Annotated in this window: 12 protein-coding genes, 1 pseudogene and 1 riboswitch; of the genes and pseudogenes, 10 read left to right on the forward strand and 3 right to left on the reverse strand. The window is 65.2% G+C overall.

The features are described 5' to 3' along the window. Positions 1–483: 483 nt before the first annotated feature. The 3 genes and pseudogenes from EGJ22_RS05965 to EGJ22_RS05975 form a co-directional block, all read left to right on the forward strand. Positions 484–837: pseudogene (locus EGJ22_RS05965) on the forward strand (SDR family oxidoreductase); the annotation flags it as partial. A gap of 102 nt (positions 838–939) precedes the next feature. Then, positions 940–2,013 (forward strand): metal-dependent hydrolase, encoded by a 1,074-nt coding sequence (locus tag EGJ22_RS05970; protein WP_029887902.1) that lies wholly within the window; start codon positions 940–942, stop codon positions 2,011–2,013. A gap of 3 nt (positions 2,014–2,016) precedes the next feature. Beyond that, complete coding sequence (locus EGJ22_RS05975; RefSeq protein ID WP_064314805.1) at positions 2,017–2,709, forward strand: TraX family protein; 693 nt, start codon at positions 2,017–2,019, stop codon at positions 2,707–2,709. Positions 2,710–2,744: 35 nt separating this feature from the next. On the opposite strand, the gene EGJ22_RS05980 is transcribed toward EGJ22_RS05975, so the two are convergent. Both EGJ22_RS05980 and EGJ22_RS05985 read right to left on the reverse strand, forming a co-directional pair. Beyond that, positions 2,745–4,265, reverse strand: a complete 1,521-nt coding sequence (locus EGJ22_RS05980) for an FAD-dependent oxidoreductase (protein ID WP_029886215.1) — start codon at positions 4,263–4,265, stop codon at positions 2,745–2,747. Between the two features lie 175 nt (positions 4,266–4,440). After that, a complete protein-coding gene (locus tag EGJ22_RS05985) occupies positions 4,441–5,769 on the reverse strand; it encodes an MFS transporter (RefSeq protein WP_029886214.1) in 1,329 nt (442 codons plus the stop codon). 163 nt (positions 5,770–5,932) lie between these two features. Between EGJ22_RS05985 and EGJ22_RS05990 the strand changes: the two genes are divergently transcribed. Both EGJ22_RS05990 and EGJ22_RS05995 read left to right on the forward strand, forming a co-directional pair. After that, positions 5,933–7,030: a sugar diacid recognition domain-containing protein gene (locus tag EGJ22_RS05990; protein WP_029886213.1), complete on the forward strand. Its 1,098-nt coding sequence runs from the start codon at positions 5,933–5,935 to the stop codon at positions 7,028–7,030. A gap of 141 nt (positions 7,031–7,171) precedes the next feature. Further along, positions 7,172–8,314 carry a glycerate kinase gene (locus tag EGJ22_RS05995; RefSeq protein ID WP_029886212.1) on the forward strand — a complete coding sequence of 381 codons (1,143 nt, stop codon included), beginning with the start codon at positions 7,172–7,174 and terminating at the stop codon, positions 8,312–8,314. On the opposite strand, the gene EGJ22_RS06000 is transcribed toward EGJ22_RS05995, so the two are convergent. Beyond that, positions 8,304–9,254: a site-specific integrase gene (locus EGJ22_RS06000; protein ID WP_029886211.1), complete on the reverse strand. Its 951-nt coding sequence runs from the start codon at positions 9,252–9,254 to the stop codon at positions 8,304–8,306. The genes EGJ22_RS05995 and EGJ22_RS06000 overlap by 11 nt on opposite strands. A gap of 106 nt (positions 9,255–9,360) precedes the next feature. Beyond that, a riboswitch (TPP riboswitch) is annotated at positions 9,361–9,475 on the forward strand. 89 nt (positions 9,476–9,564) lie between these two features. Here EGJ22_RS06000 and EGJ22_RS06005 point away from each other — a divergent pair. From EGJ22_RS06005 to codA, 5 genes are all read left to right on the forward strand, one after another. After that, on the forward strand, positions 9,565–10,212 hold the full coding sequence (locus EGJ22_RS06005; protein WP_029886210.1) for a TenA family protein: 648 nt from the start codon (positions 9,565–9,567) through the stop codon (positions 10,210–10,212). A 2-nt stretch (positions 10,213–10,214) separates the two neighbouring features. Continuing rightward, complete coding sequence (tenA, locus tag EGJ22_RS06010) at positions 10,215–10,874, forward strand: thiaminase II (RefSeq protein WP_029886209.1); 660 nt, start codon at positions 10,215–10,217, stop codon at positions 10,872–10,874. A 237-nt stretch (positions 10,875–11,111) separates the two neighbouring features. Next, entirely contained in the window at positions 11,112–12,374 is a 1,263-nt protein-coding gene (gene codB, locus EGJ22_RS06015; RefSeq protein WP_029886208.1) for a cytosine permease, read from the forward strand. After that, on the forward strand, positions 12,371–13,588 hold the full coding sequence (locus tag EGJ22_RS06020) for a PucR family transcriptional regulator (RefSeq protein WP_029886207.1): 1,218 nt from the start codon (positions 12,371–12,373) through the stop codon (positions 13,586–13,588). Before codB ends, EGJ22_RS06020 begins: the two co-directional genes overlap by 4 nt. A 4-nt stretch (positions 13,589–13,592) precedes the next feature. After that, entirely contained in the window at positions 13,593–14,831 is a 1,239-nt protein-coding gene (gene codA, locus EGJ22_RS06025) for a cytosine deaminase (RefSeq protein ID WP_029886206.1), read from the forward strand. Positions 14,832–14,846 lie beyond the last annotated feature (15 nt).

Consider the following 14,846-nt stretch of genomic DNA (forward strand, 5'->3'; position numbering starts at 1 on the left):
CTGTCACAGGCGTTACTGGCCCGAAACAAACGTAGGAGCGAGCGCAGCTCGCGATTGCGCCGCGCGGGCGGCGCTCGCTCCAACAGGCGCTGCCATACCTTGTGGCAAACACCTGTCAGCCCTAAGGCGATCCCTGTGGGAGCTGGCTTGCCGGCGATAGGGCCAGACCTGCAAAATGAGTTCGATTACCGAACACCAACCAAACTTGGCGTGTCCGCTATCCGCCCACCCAATCCCAACGCTGCATTGCCCAACCCCCGCCTTTTTGCTTAAGTGTGCTCATCCACCGGCTGTCGCCTGCCCCCGCTACCTGCAACCGGCCCGATAGAATGACCGTGACGACCGCAACCACCGCCGAGAAGGCCGTAGGAAGCGGCGACCAGAACAATAACGATGCCGAGTGCCTTGCCTATGGAAAACCGCCTGCTGAGCGAGCGCAGTAGCGTGTTTCACCACGCCGACCCGTATGCTGTGTCCGATTAGTCGGTCGCCACCCGGGGCGTGAACCGGGTGCCATATGGTGCGGCCAAGGGTGGGGTCAATGCGCTGACTGCTTGCCTGGGCTTCGAAACCGCTGGCCGTGGCATCCGCGTCAACGCCACAGCGCCGGGTGGCACCGAAGCGCCGGCGCGGCGGGTACCGCGCAACACCGCCGAGCAAACCGAGCAGGAGAGGCGCTGGTACCAGCAAATTGTCGACCAGACCCTCGACAGCAGCCTGATGCACCGCTACGGCAGCATCGACGAGCAAGTCGGGGCAATTCTGTTCCTGGCCAGCGATGAAGCGTCATACATCACCGGCGTGACCCTGCCGGTAGGGGGCGGCGACCTTGGCTGAACCGCCCGGTCTTGCGGCGTTGCATCTGGCAACAAGGCGGGGAATTGCCTAGCGGCCCAGGTTAAGGGTAGTTTCCCGTCACCACCTGCCAGGAATGCTCCCTTGGACTCGATTACCCAAGCTGTACTCGGCGCCGCCCTGCAGGGTGCCGTGCTGGGCCGCCTGCAAGGCCGCCGCGCGCTGTTGTATGGCGCGGCGCTGGGCACGCTGCCGGACCTCGACGTGATCATCCGCTACGCCGACCCGGTGTCGCAGATGACTTACCACCGCGGCTTCTCCCACTCGCTGTTCGTGCTCACCGGGCTGGCCTTGCTGCTGGCCTGGCTGGTCAACAAGTGCTGGCCCGACAAAGGCTATACCTTGAACAGGTTGTTCCTGGCGTTCTGGCTGGTGCTGATCACCCACCCATTGCTCGATGCCTTCACGGTCTATGGCACCCAGTTGTTCTGGCCTCTGCCAGTCACACCGCAAAGCTGGGCTGCGGTATTCATCATTGACCCGGTGTATACCCTGCCCCTGGTGGCCGCCGTTATCTACGCGGCCGTGCGCGGGATGAGTGCCAGGGCCACGCGGCTGCTGACCCTGGCACTGGTGTTCAGCACAGCGTACCTTGGTTTCGGCCTTGCCGGGCGCATGGCCGCCGAGCAGCGCTTCCAGGCCGCACTGGACCAGCAAGGTATCGTCACCACGGAACTGCGGGCCGTGCCCATTGCCTTCAACAGCCTGGTCTGGCGAGTGTTGGCGAAAACGCCCGGGGATGATTATTACGAGGGCATCAGCAGCGCCTTCGACCGGCAGGCGCCAGAGATGCAGCGCTTGCCGCGCAATACGGAGTTGGCGCAGGTGTTGGCCGCCGATGAGCTGTATCAGCGTTTGCGCTGGTTCACCGATGACTGGTTGCGTTACGACCAGGTCGGCGACGTGCTGGTGGTCACGGACTTGCGCATGGGTATCCCGGGCAACTACAGCTTCCGTTTCCGCATGGCCCACCGGGACAGCCAGGGGCAGTGGGTGGTCGATGTTCCAGCTGCTTTCCAAACCGGGCCCGGGTCGATGGTCAACAGGCGCGACCTGGTGCTGATCTGGCGGCGTGTCTTGGAGCAGCAACCACCGCTGCCGTTGGCCCTGTGGACCGAGCGCTACCTGGGCCTCAGCCCTGCCGAACGCGAGCGCTGAGGGTTGCGCTCGGCGGGGCTGGACCTGGTCAAATGGACCGCCATGGCGACCATGGTCGCCGATCACCTGCGCTTTCTATGGCCCACAGCCGATGGCCTGTTCGTGGTGGGCAGGCTGGCGTTCCCGTTGTTTTGCCTGGCCATTGCAGTGAATGTGCAGCGGGCCAGGGCTGGGTCTTTCAATAGCATGGGCAATGTGCGCTACCTGGAGCTGATGCTGCTGTTCGCGGTGCTGTCGGAACCTGCATATCGCTGGCTGGACGGCGGCTCGCAGACATTGAACGTGATGCCGACGCTGGTATTGGGGTTGCTGGTGGCCTGGGGTGTGCATTACCCGTTGCTGTCGCTGCGTTTGCTGGGTTTGGCGGCCGGGCTGGCAGGTTTTTTGTTCAGTGGGCAGTTGATGTATGGGGTGCCCGGGGTATTGCTGCCAGGCGCCTGCCTGATGGCGCGCCGGCAGGGCGGCGCGGCCTGGGTGTTACCTTGCCTGCTGGCCATGGGCGGCAACCTGACCAACAGCTGGTTGCAGGCGCATTTGCTGGCACCGATCACCCTACTCACACTGCTGAGCGCGGCCTCGGCGCTTGCGCTTGGCTCAGCGCTGTTGCGCCATGATGATTGGCGGGTGCCGGCAGTGGGGCGCTGGGGCTATCTGTTTTATCCAGTGCATCTGCTGGTAATAAAGGTGCTGTCCTGAGCCTGTGATCGGAGGGCGGGCCTACCCAAGCCCCTTCAGCCGATCAGCGTCAGGGCCTGTTGCAGGGTCAACGGCTGTTTCATACGCTGCGACAGCGCCGCCATGGCGTCGGAATACCCCCTGGCAATCACTGCCTCGACCTGCTCGTTCACACACTGCAGGGCAATGAAGTCACCTGTTTCCGGCTCGCCGACGAACTCGATGCGGTTCCAGTCCTGTGCGTGCCCCAGCACCTCGAAGGTAACCCCGTGCTGGTAGGTCCAGAAGAACGGCACGTCGGCGTAGCGGCGTTGCTCGCCGAGCATGTTGGCCGCTGCGATCACCCCCTGTTGCTGCGCCAGGCGCCAGTGCTCGATGCGCACCGGGCGCCCGGCAAGCGGGAATGTGGCGATGTCCCCTGCCGCCCAGAGGCCGGGGGCAGCACGCATGTCGGCGTCGACCCTCACCGATTTGTCTTCCCCAAGGGGCACCCCGTGCAGAAACGCCGTCGCGGGGCTGACGCCGGTTCCCAGCACGACCAAGGCTGTTTGCAGGCGCTCGCCGTTTGCCAGTACCACGGCCTCGACCTGCCCCTGGCCTTCGATCAGCTTGACCTCGGTGGGGCCGTGAAAAGTCACCCCTTGAGCCTCATGCAGCGTGCGCAGGCAACGGCCAATGCGTTCACCCAGCTGTCGAGCCAGGGGGATCTCGTGGCGGGCTACCACATGCACCCGCGCGCCGTACGCCTGCAGGGCCGAAGCGGCCTCCAGGCCGATGAAGCCGTCGCCCACAATGACCACCGGCTGGCCGGGCTCGGCCGCATCGAGCACGCGCTCAGCATCGTCGCGGGAACGCAGGGTGAACACCCTAGGCAGATCGATACCGGCCAGTTGCGGGCGCACGGGCTTACCGCCGGTGGCAAGCAGGCAAGCGTCATACGCGATCGACTGGCCGTCAGCCAAAGTGATTTGGCGGTGCTGGCTGTCAACGCTGCGCACCTTGCAATGCTTGCGCTCCAGTTGGCCCTGGCGCAAGGCATCGGCGTCGAGCAAGGCGGGTACTTCGTCGGGGGGCATCTGCCCGGCGATCACGAATTTGCTCAGCGAGGTCCGGTCATAGGCGGGCTGACGCTCCTGGTCTATCCACACCAGCCGGCCGGCAAAACCTTGCCTGAGCAGGGCGGCCACCGCAGCGCTGCCCGCGGCCCCTGCACCCACCACCACAAAGCAGCGGGCATCGCTGTGCCTGGGCGGCTCGACGGCAGCCAGGGGCTGGTCATCTACCCACACCTGATCGCCCTTGAGCCACACCTGGTAGCGGCGCAGGTCGGCAAGTGCCGGCGGTTCGCAGACTGCGCCGTCGTCTACGGCAAACGCGGCTTTGTGCCACGGGCAGACCAGTAGCCCGGCGCACACCACACCCTCGTCGAGCGGCGCGCCGGCGTGCGGGCAATTGGCCTGATAGGCGCGTACCTGCTGGCCTTGGCGAACGAGGATGATCTCTTCGCTGCCGGCCTGAACGCGCAACGGGCGGTGCTCGTCGAGTTGTGCCAGGCGGGCCACGGCGTACTGGGTCATGAGGGTTCTCCAAAGGGGGGCCTTTGGAACCATTTGACGCCTGAGGTGGGAAGGGGGTGCGTTGGGCTGACGACCGGTGTTCCGGTGTTAACGGGCCAGGCCCGCTGCCACTAGAACACCCCCGTTGCATCACTATGCTGGCGTGGTCTGGCAGCGGGCTGGCTCGCCGCTGGACTCAATTGGCCCGGGCAGCACTCAGTGCACCGGCCCTGGTCACGCGCAGCGCCACCAGGCTACCGAGCACGATCAGTGCCGCCAACGAATACAGGGCGGCATCGGTGGACCCGGTCTGGTCTTTGATGAACCCCACCAGGTACGGGCTGAGGAAGCCGGCCATCTGGCCGACCGAGTTGATGATCGCCAGGCCGGCCACGGCGGCACTGGCGCTGAGCAGCGCCGTGGGCATCGGCCAGAACATCGGCAGACCGGTGAGCGCGCCCATGGTGGCGATGGACAGGCCAAGGATGGCAATGGCCGGGTTGGCGGCGAAGTTGACTGCGATCAGCAAGCCCATGGCGCCCATGAGCATCGGCACCACCAGATGCCAGCGGCGTTCGTTGCGCAAGTCGGCCGAGCGGCCGCACAGAATCATGAAGACCCCGGCCAGCAGATACGGAATGGCGCTCAGCCAGCCGATCAGCAGCGGGTTGTCGAAGCCCATGCCCTTGATGATCGACGGCAACCAGAAGTTGATGGCGTAGACACCGCTCTGGATACAGAAATAAACGAAACCAAAGGTCCAGATCAGCGGGTTGGTCAGTACCGCCAGTACACTGTCGCCGGTAGTGGCAGGCTTGCTGGCAGCATCGGCCGCCAAGTCTGCGGCGATCAGCTGGCGTTCGCCCGCGCTCAACCAGGCAGCCTTCTGGTAACCGTCACTGAGCAGGAACACCGCCAGTATGCCCAGGGCCACGGTGGGCAGGCCCTGGATCAGGAACATCCATTGCCAGCCGGCCAGGCCATGCTGGCCGGCGGCGAAATGTTCGAGGATCCAACCGGAGAACGGCCCGCCCAGCAGGCCCGAAACCGGGATAGCCGACATGAACAGGGCCATGATGCGCCCGCGTCTGGCTGCCGGGAACCAGCGCGAAAGGTACAACACCACGCCCGGGAAGAAGCCGGCTTCGGCCGCCCCAGTGAGCAGGCGCAAGGTATAGAACTCGGTCGGGGTGGTGACGAACAGCAGGCAAGTGGACAAACTGCCCCAGGCGATCATCATCAGCGCGATCCAGCGCCGAGGGCCGAAGCGGTTGAGCGCCAGGTTGCTGGGCAGGCCGCACAATACATAGCCGATGAAGAAGATGCCGGCGCCAAGGCCGTACACGGTTTCGCTGAACTTCAGCGCGTCGAGCATCTGCAGCTTGGCAAAGCCGACGTTGACGCGGTCCAGGTAGTTGAACAGGTAGCAGATGAAAATGAACGGAATCAGCCGCAGGGTGACGCGCCGGTACAGCGCGTTGCGGGTGGTGTCCGTGCCTTGGTCAGGGGCTGGGCTGTGTGCCATGATCGGATTCTCTGTTGTTATGGTTATCGCCGCGTCGCCTGTGCCGGCGCTCGCCCTGACGAGTCTCGGGGACTGCGGCGTGCCTGTCTTTGTGCTTTTGCACAGTGCCGGGCGCGGGCTGCTGTGCCCGAGCCCAAAAGCCTAACACCCTAAGGACCATGCAATGTTCGAACTCGACCATGACCTGGCACAGGATATCGTTGACCGGGCGATGGCCATTCTGCCGTGCAACGTCAATGTCATGGACAGCCAGGGGTTGATCCTGGGCAGCGGCGAGCCGGAACGCATCAACACCCGCCATGAAGGCGCCCAGTTGGTACTTGCCAACGGCCGGATCGTCGAATTGGACACTGACGCGGCCAAATGCCTGAAAGGCGTGCAGCCTGGGGTCAACCTGCCGTTGATGCTCGACGGCAGGTTGATGGGCGTGCTGGGCCTGACCGGCGACCCGCAGCACGTGCGAACCTACGGTGAACTGGTGCGCATGACCGCCGAAATGCTGCTGGCCCAGCGCCATTTGCAGGCCGACCAGCAGTGGCGGCGGCAGCGCTGTGACGACCTGCTGGCGTTGCTGCTTGGCGGCAGCGGTGATTCCCCGCGGTTGCTCGACGAAGCCCGGCAACTGGGCCTGAAGCCACAGCTGCCGCGTGTGCCGTGCTTGTTCGAACTGGCCTCGGGGCCGGCCGCCGAGGCACTGGCAGCGTGGTTGACCAGCCGTTACCCCGACAGCTGGTGCGTCAGCCCGGCGCGGCAGTCGTTGCTGTGGTGCCGCCCGGCGGGTGTCGCGCTGGATGAGCCGCGCCTGCTGGAACGCCTGCAACGGCATGGCTGGGAAGTGGAACGGCTAGCCCTGGGCAGCGCCGCGCAGAGCCTGGAGCAGTTGCGCCGGGGTTACCGGCGGGTGCGTGACTTGCTGGCTTATGGCCGTGAGGTATTGCCTGGCGAACGCCTACTCAGCCTGCAGCGCTACCGGCTGCCGGCACTGCTGTGGCGCCACCGCAATGATGACGCACTGGATGAATTGCTGGAACCGTTGCAGCGCATACGCGTCAAGGACAGCAGCGGCCAGCTGCTGACCACGCTGCGGGCATGGTGTGCCCATGACGGCCAGAGCCAGGCCTGTGCCGATGCCTTGGGCATTCATCGCAACAGCCTGCGCTACCGGCTGGAGCGCATTGCCGAGTTGGGCGAGGTCGACCCGCTGCGGATGGAAGGCATGCTGAGCTTGTACCTGGGGTTGCAGCTGTTGCCTGCAAACTGAAGCATTTCGCTGTTGCGGCCCTATCGCCGGCACAGGCCAAAGGCATCCGCCCAAACAACCCACCCAGGGTTTTGTGCATTTGACCGAGGCCGCCTGGGCGCACAGCTGTCAGCATGCCGCCATCAGGACAGGAGAATCCCCATGAAGATCGTCATTGCCCCCGACTCGTTCAAGGACAGCCTCGATGCTGCCGGGGTTGCGCGCGCCATCGCCGCCGGCTTGCGTGAGGGTTGCCCGGGTGTGCAGGTGGTCGAATGCCCGATGGCCGATGGTGGCGAAGGCACCATGGACGCGATCCTTGCCGCCAGTGACGGCGAGCTGCGCCGCCAGACCGTGCGCGGGCCGCTGGGGCAGAGCGTGGAAGCCGGCTGGGGCTGGTTGCCGCACAGCCGCACGGCAATCATCGAAATGGCCCAGGCCAGTGGCCTGCAGCTGGTCCCAACCGGGCAGCGCGATGCCTGCCGCAGCAGCACCTGGGGTACCGGCGAGCTGATTGCCGCCGCGTTGGCTGCCGGCGCACAGCGCGTGGTGCTGGCCATTGGCGGCAGTGCCACCAACGACGCTGGCAGCGGCATGTTGCGTGCGTTGGGCCTGCGCCTGCTGGATGCCAATGGGCAAACGCTGGAAGAAGGCGGCCTTGCCCTGGCCAAGCTGGCCCGTGTTGACGCGAGCGACCTCGACCCGCGGCTGGCCGAGGTGCAATTCGAGGTCGCTGCCGACGTCGACAACCCGCTGTGCGGGGCCAACGGTGCATCGGCGATCTTCGGCCCGCAGAAGGGCGCCAACCCGCAGCAGGTGCAGGCGCTGGACCAGGCGCTGGGGCATTTTGCCGACCACTGTGCGCAGTTGCTGGGTGAGGATGTGCGTGACTACCCAGGTTGTGGCGCCGCCGGTGGCATGGGTTTCGCCGCGCGGGCATTCATGGGCGCGCAGTTCCGCCCCGGGGTAGAGGTGGTGGCGGAGCTGGCCGGGCTCGATGCCCTGGTGCAAGGTGCTGATCTGGTGGTGACGGGCGAGGGGCGCTTCGATGCACAGACCTTGCGCGGCAAGACGCCAATGGGCGTGGCCCGGGTCGCCAAGCGCCACGGGGTACCGGTGGTGGTACTGGCCGGGACCTTGGGTGAGGGCTACCAGCAGTTGTATGCGCACGGCGTGGATGCGGCCTTTGCCCTGAGCAGTGGGCCAATGAGCCTGGAGCAGGCATGTGCCGATGCTGCTGAGCTGCTGCAGGCGCGGGCCTGTGACATCGCCCGCCTGTGGCGCTGCGCAGCCGTCAGGGAATGAGCACCTGCTCATGGCCGGCCGGTAGGGCGGCCAGTTCGCCGAAGCGTTGTGCCGCATCGATGTAGCGCAGCGCCGACTTGGCGTCTTTCCAGCCCACATAGCTCATCAACGCTTTCAACTCCCAACCATTGGCGGTGGCCCAGGTGGCGAAACCGCGCCGCAGCGAGTGGCCGGTGTACAAGGCTGCCGGAACCCCGGCGCGTGCCAGCATGCGCCTTAGCAGCCCCACCAGGCTGTTGCTGTTGAGCGCGCTGTCGCCCAGGTTGCCCCAACGGTCGAGCTTGCGAAACACCGGCCCGTGGGCAATGCCGGCAACCTCCAGCCATTGCAGGTAGGCCGTGACCGGGCACAGGGCCTTGAGCGCGGGGGTGCGGTGCTGCACCCCCAGCGCTTCGCGGTCACCCTTGCTGCGTGGCAGGAACAAGGTGATGCCGACACCCGCTTCGGCCTGGACATGCTCCACGCGCAGGCGCGCCAGCTCATCGCCACGAAAACCCCGCCAAAAGCCCAGCAACAGAAGCGCGCTATCGCGCCGTGCGCGGCGCAAGGCGCCCAAGTCGTGACGCTCACGGGCCTGGCGGGCTTCCTCTTCGAAACAGGCGACCGCCGTTTGCAGGTGCTGCAGCAGCAGCGGCGCTGCCTGCTTGGGCGGGGCCGGGTGCAAAGTACGAATGCCGCGCAGCACCTGGCGCACCAGGGGGGCCTTGGTGGGGTCGGGAAAGCCTTGGGCAACGTGCCACTGGCTCAGCGCGGCCAGCCGTTGGCGCAGGGTGCTGACGGCATGCTGGTCGGCATGCTCGGCCAGGTAGCGGGCGATGCTCTCGGCGGTGGCCGGCAGAAAGCCGCCCCAGTGGCTTTCGAAATGTTCGACGGCAGCCTGATAGCTACGCCGAGTGTTGTCGCGGGTGGCGGCGCGCAGGTAGCGTTCGATATCGGTCATGGTGCAAGCGGCGGTGGAGGACGGCTACACGATAAACCTAAATCACCCGGCTGTCCCGGGTGTGATCGGGCGCGCTGTACAGCAGCGGCACGCTACGGTATACCTGAGCGCGACCAAGGGGAGCCCGGCAACGGGCTGAGAAACCGCTGAGCATCGCAGCGCGGTGACCCTTCGAACCTGATCCGGATCATGCCGGCGAAGGGATGGGCTCGATACGTGTCGTTACCTGCCTTTTTGCCGGCCTCACATGCGAGGCTCGTCCATGCCCAGTGCCAAGGTCTCGCTGCCATCCCCCCACAAGGACAGCACCATGACCGAACGCTTCAGCCACACCCTGCGCCGCCATAGCGACCCGACCTGGTCGGCCGCCGTTGGCCACCGTTTCGTGACCCAACTGTGCGACGGCAGCCTGCCGGCGCCGATCATGATCGACTACCTGGTGCAGGACCACCGCTTTCTCGACAGCTTCCTGACCTTGCTCGGTGCCGCCATCGCCACTGCCGATACCTTCGAGGCCCGGCTGCGCTTCGGCCGCTTTGCCGGCATGATCTGCAGCGACGAGAACACCTATTTCCTGCGCGCGTTCGAGGCGCTGGATGTCAGCCCGGCGCAACGCCGCGACCCTGCCGATACCGCACCCACTGCCGGTTTCAAGGCAATCATGCGCGAAGCGGCCGCCACCCGTTCCTACGCGGCGGCGCTGGCGGTGCTCAACGTTGCCGAGGGCCTGTACCTGGACTGGGCGCTTAAAGCGCCAAAGCCCTTGCCGGCCAACTTTGTCCATGCCGAATGGATCACGCTGCATGACAACCCAGCCTTCCAGGACTTCGTTGCCTTCCTGCAGGCCGAACTGGACCGGGTAGGCCCGCAGGCGGCGGCGCTGGCCAGTGACTTCTACCAACGCACCGTGGCACTGGAGCTGGCCTTCTTCGATGCCATCTACCCGGAGGGCCAGTGAGCATGGATATCTTCGAGCGCCTGAAAACCGCCGCCAACCGCCCCTGGGCCCGCTATGTCACGCACGACTTCGTGCAGCAGATGGGCGAGGGCACGTTGAGCGAGCAAGCGTTTCGTACCTACCTGGTGCAGGACTACCTGTTTCTGGTCCAGTTTGCCCGGGCATGGGCGCTGGCTGCCTACAAAAGCCGACGCACGGCGGACATTCGTGCCGCACAGACCACGCTGGCGGCCATTCTCGATGAAACCGAGCTGCACCTGCGGCTGTGCGCGCGCTGGGGGTTGAGCCAGGCCGACATCGAAGCGGCGCCAGAGCATCAGGCCACCGTGGCCTACACCCGTTACGTGCTGGACTGCGGCGCTGCCGGGGACCTGCTGGAGCTGCAGGTGGCACTGGCCCCCTGCGTGGTCGGCTATGCCGAAATCGGCCGCGCCCTGGCCGAGCAGATTGGCGACTTGAGCGGCCACCCGTACCGCGAGTGGATTGGCGAGTACGCGGGTGCAGCCTACCAGGGCGTGGCTGCCGCAGCTCGCCGGCACCTCGACGAACTGGCAGCACGCAGCATGACCGAGCAGCGTTTTGCCGAACTGGCAGCCATTTTCGCCCAGGCCTCCAGCCTGGAAGCGGATTTCTGGCAGATGGGGCTGGACGGGGCGGCATAACGTTGCGTGCGGTGTCGGGCTGGGTGGTTACTACTCAGCCCGGAACCGCTTTGGTGCATGAATGCCTCAAAAGAAGTCGAGCCGCACACTCTCACCGGGCTAAAACCCGGCTTTACTGGTCACTGTGCACATGCAGCAATGGGCTGCATGCCCGGTTTTTTTCGCTGTTTGGCGGCCGCAAAAAGCGGCCCGCATCTTGCTCCAGCTGCTCCCAACTACAACCTGGAGCCCCGTGCAATGAGCTCACCCAGCGAATTTCCACTCAGCGAAGCGCCGCCATCAGCCCGCAAGGGCCTGCTGCCGATCACCATGGTCCTGTTCAGTTTCACCTTCTTCACCGGCACCATGTTTGCCGGCGGCAAACTGGGCATGGCGTTCGGTTTCGCCGACATGCTGTGGGTCGCCACCCTCGGTAACAGCTTGCTTGCGCTGTATGCCGCCGCGTTGGCCTTCATTGCCTCGCGTAGCGGCCTGAACACGGTGTTGATGGGGCGTTTCTGTTTCGGGGAGGCAGGCAGCCGGCTGTCCGACTTCCTGCTGGGCTTCGCCGAACTGGGCTGGTACGCCTGGGGCACCGCCACGGTGGCGATCGTGTTGGTCAAGCTGCTTGGCCTGGCAGAGGGTTTCAGCCTGCCGTTGATGGTGCTGTTCGGCCTGGGCTTCAGCATCACCGCCATCCTCGGTTTCAAGGGGCTGGATGTGCTGGCCCGGGTTTCGGTGCCACTGATGTTCGTGCTGCTGTTGGTGTCGATGTACATCGCCACCCGCGATGCCGGTGGGTTCGCCGGCCTAGCGGCGGTGGTACCGCATGAGACCATGACGTTTTCGGCGGCAGTGACCATGGTGTTCGGTACCTTTGCCAGCGGCGCGACCCAGGCGACCAACTGGACACGCCTGTCGCGCAGCGGGCGGGTAGCGGTGAGCGCCAGTGTGGTCGCGTTCCTGCTGGGCAACGGCCTGATGGTGGTGGCAGGCGCCTGGTGCGCCATGGTCTACCAGCAGGCCGATATCGTCGAAGTGATGATGCTGCAGGGCTTGTCCTTTGCCGCAGTGGTCATGCTGTGCCTGAACCTGTGGACCATCCAGGGGCCGACCATCTACAACGTTTCGGCTGCCGCGTGCCACCTGCTGCGCAGCGAACGGCGGCGCACGGCGACCCTGTTGGCGGCCGCTGTGGGTATCGTGCTGGCCATGGGTGGCATGTACGAGATGCTGATCCCGTTCCTGGTGCTGCTGGGTTCGATCATTCCGCCGGTGGGTGGCGTGATCATGGCCGATTTCTGGTACCGCCACCGTGGTAAATACCCGGCGCTGGGCACTGCAACGCTGCCCCGTTACAACCTGGTCGGGCTGTTGGCCTACGCCGTTGGCGCCGTACTGGCCTACGCGTCGCCGTGGGTGGCACCGTTGGTGGGTATCGGCGCCTCGGCGCTGTGCTACATCGTTGTGCTCGAGCTGAGCGGGCGCCGCGCAGCGGCCCAGGCGGGCGTCGAACCGTGAGCCTGGCGCTGGAAGAAATCCTGCAGCTGCCCGGCCTGCACGAAATGAGCGTGCGCGCCGGGGCGCGCAATCTGCAACGGCGGGTACGCTGGCCTTATGTGGCAGAAAACGAAGGTATCGCCGAATGGGTGATGGGCGGCGAGCTGGTGTTCGTCACCGGCATCAACCACCCACGGGGTGAGGCCAACCTGCTTGCGCTGGTCGAAGACGGCGACGCCGTCGGCATTGCCGGGCTGGTAATCCTCACCGGCGGCAGTTTCATCCAGCACATTGCGCCTGCAGTGATTGCGCGTGCCGAGCAGCTGGGCTTGCCACTGATCGAACAGCCTTACTACCTGAAAATGGTGGTGGTCACCCACTTGATCGGTACTGCGCTGGTGCAGATGACCCAGGTTCGCCGCTCGCGCAACGACATCCTCGGCCAACTGCTCAGTGGCGATTACCCAAGCCTGGCGATTGCCCGGCAGCGCGCTGCGCACCTGCAATTGGCGCTGGATGAGCCGCGCCGTCTGCTGGCCTTGCGCCTGGCCGGGGTAGATGAGCTGTTCAAGCGGTTGGGGCTGACGCTCGGCGAGCGGCGCTGGCAGCACACCCGCCAGGCCCTGGAGGACCAACTGCAAGCCTGGTCCCGGCAGCAGCCGGGCAGCGTCACGGCGCACCTGCCCGGTGACCTGTTCGTGGTGTTGCTGGCCGACACGCAAGACCTGCCGGAACGTTTGGCCGCGCTGTACCGGCAATTACAAGGGGTAGCCGGCGAGTTGAGCCTGTACATGGGGCTTTCCAGCCTTGCCGAAGACTGTGCACACTACCGCCAGGCCTTGAATGAAGCGCGCCAGGCACTGGATGTGGCTCGGCACCTGCGCCCGGCCAGTGGTTACTGCAATTTCAGTGAGCTGGGCGTGTTGCGTTTGCTACAGGGCATCGTCGACCGCTCGCTGATCGACGATTTCGTCAGCCGTACCCTTGGCCCGCTGCTGGCACCAGGGCGTAAGCAGGCCACTGCATTGGTCCACACCCTCGACGCCTTGCTCATGGAAAATGGCAACAGCCTCAAAGCCGCCCAGCGCCTGGGCCTGCACCGTAACACTGTCAATCAGCGCATACAGCGCATCGAACAACTGAGCGGGCAGTCGATCGACGACCCGCTTTTTCGCATGAATGCTTCGGTCGCCATGTTGGTATGGCGCATGAGCGAAGCCCACGGCAAGGAGTAACCGCATGAACATCATCAACGCCCGGCTGCGCGGCAAACCCGGCTTGTTCCGCATTGAACTTGCTGGCGAGCGCATCAGCGCAATCGTGCCGCAGGCCAATGCAGTGGCGCAGGCGCCCGGCGACCTGGACGCTGCACAGAACCTGGTGGTAGCGCCCTTTGTCGAGCCGCACATCCACCTTGACGCCACCCTGACGGCCGGTGAGCCGAGGTGGAACATGAGCGGTACGCTGTTCGAGGGCATCGAGTGCTGGGCCGAGCGCAAGCAGTTCACCACCCACGATGACATCAAGGCCCGCGCGAAGAAAACCATTGGCATGCTGGTGGACCACGGTATCCAGCATGTGCGCACGCATGTCGATGTCACCGACCCGACGCTTACCGCGCTCAAGGCCATGGTCGAGGTACGCGACGAAGTACGCGGGCTGGTCGACCTGCAGATCGTCGCGTTTCCGCAGGAAGGCATCGAGTCGTATGCGAACGGCAGGGCATTGATGACCGAAGCGGTGGCCATTGGTGCCGACGTGGTGGGGGGCATTCCGCATTTCGAGAACACCCGCGACCAGGGCGTGTCGTCGATAAAATTCCTGATGGACCTGGCCGAGCGCAGCGGCTGCCTGGTAGACGTGCACTGCGACGAAACCGACGACCCGCAGTCACGTTTTCTTGAAGTTCTGGCCGAGGAAGCCCGGGTGCGTGGCATGGGCGCCCGGGTCACGGCCAGCCATACCGTGGCGATGGGTTCGTATGACAACGCTTACTGCTACAAGCTGTTCCGCCTGTTGAAGCTGTCGGGCATCAACTTCGTGTCCTGCCCAACCGAAAGCATCCACTTGCAAGGGCGCTTCGACAACTACCCCAAGCGCCGGGGGGTTACCCGGGTAGCCGAAATCGACCGCGCCGGCATGAACGTGTGCTTTGGCCAGGACTCCATCGTGGACCCGTGGTACCCCCTGGGCAACGGCAACATCCTGCGCATTCTCGAAGCCGGGCTGCACATCTGCCACATGCTCGGCTACGAAGACTTGCAGCGTTGCCTGGACCTGATCACGGACAACAGCGCCCGCACCCTGAACCTTGGGGAGCACTATGGCATCGAGGTGGGGCGCCCAGCCAACCTGTTGCTGCTGTCGGCACCCGATGACTACGAGATGGTGCGCAGCCAGGGGCATGCGCTGGTCTCGGTGCGCCATGGCAAGGTGCTGATGCAGCGTACGCCAGCCCAGGTGCAGCGCCTGCTCTGAGCGGTTGAGGTTGGG

This window comes from Pseudomonas sp. p99-361 (assembly GCF_003935475.1).
In the GTDB taxonomy this organism is placed as follows: Bacteria; Pseudomonadota; Gammaproteobacteria; order Pseudomonadales; family Pseudomonadaceae; genus Aquipseudomonas; species Aquipseudomonas juntendi.

What these genes read in the sequence shown, in the direction of transcription:
- EGJ22_RS05980 (WP_029886215.1), bottom strand. Translation starts at nt 4,265, where the DNA reads ATGACCCAGTACGCCGTGGCCCGCCTGGCACAACTCGACGAGCACCGC.
- EGJ22_RS05985 (WP_029886214.1), bottom strand. Translation starts at nt 5,769, where the DNA reads ATGGCACACAGCCCAGCCCCTGACCAAGGCACGGACACCACCCGCAAC.
- EGJ22_RS05990 (WP_029886213.1), top strand. Translation starts at nt 5,933, where the DNA reads ATGTTCGAACTCGACCATGACCTGGCACAGGATATCGTTGACCGGGCG.
- EGJ22_RS05995 (WP_029886212.1), top strand. Translation starts at nt 7,172, where the DNA reads ATGAAGATCGTCATTGCCCCCGACTCGTTCAAGGACAGCCTCGATGCT.
- EGJ22_RS06000 (WP_029886211.1), bottom strand. Translation starts at nt 9,254, where the DNA reads ATGACCGATATCGAACGCTACCTGCGCGCCGCCACCCGCGACAACACT.
- EGJ22_RS06005 (WP_029886210.1), top strand. Translation starts at nt 9,565, where the DNA reads ATGACCGAACGCTTCAGCCACACCCTGCGCCGCCATAGCGACCCGACC.
- tenA (WP_029886209.1), top strand. Translation starts at nt 10,215, where the DNA reads ATGGATATCTTCGAGCGCCTGAAAACCGCCGCCAACCGCCCCTGGGCC.
- codB (WP_029886208.1), top strand. Translation starts at nt 11,112, where the DNA reads ATGAGCTCACCCAGCGAATTTCCACTCAGCGAAGCGCCGCCATCAGCC.
- codA (WP_029886206.1), top strand. Translation starts at nt 13,593, where the DNA reads ATGAACATCATCAACGCCCGGCTGCGCGGCAAACCCGGCTTGTTCCGC.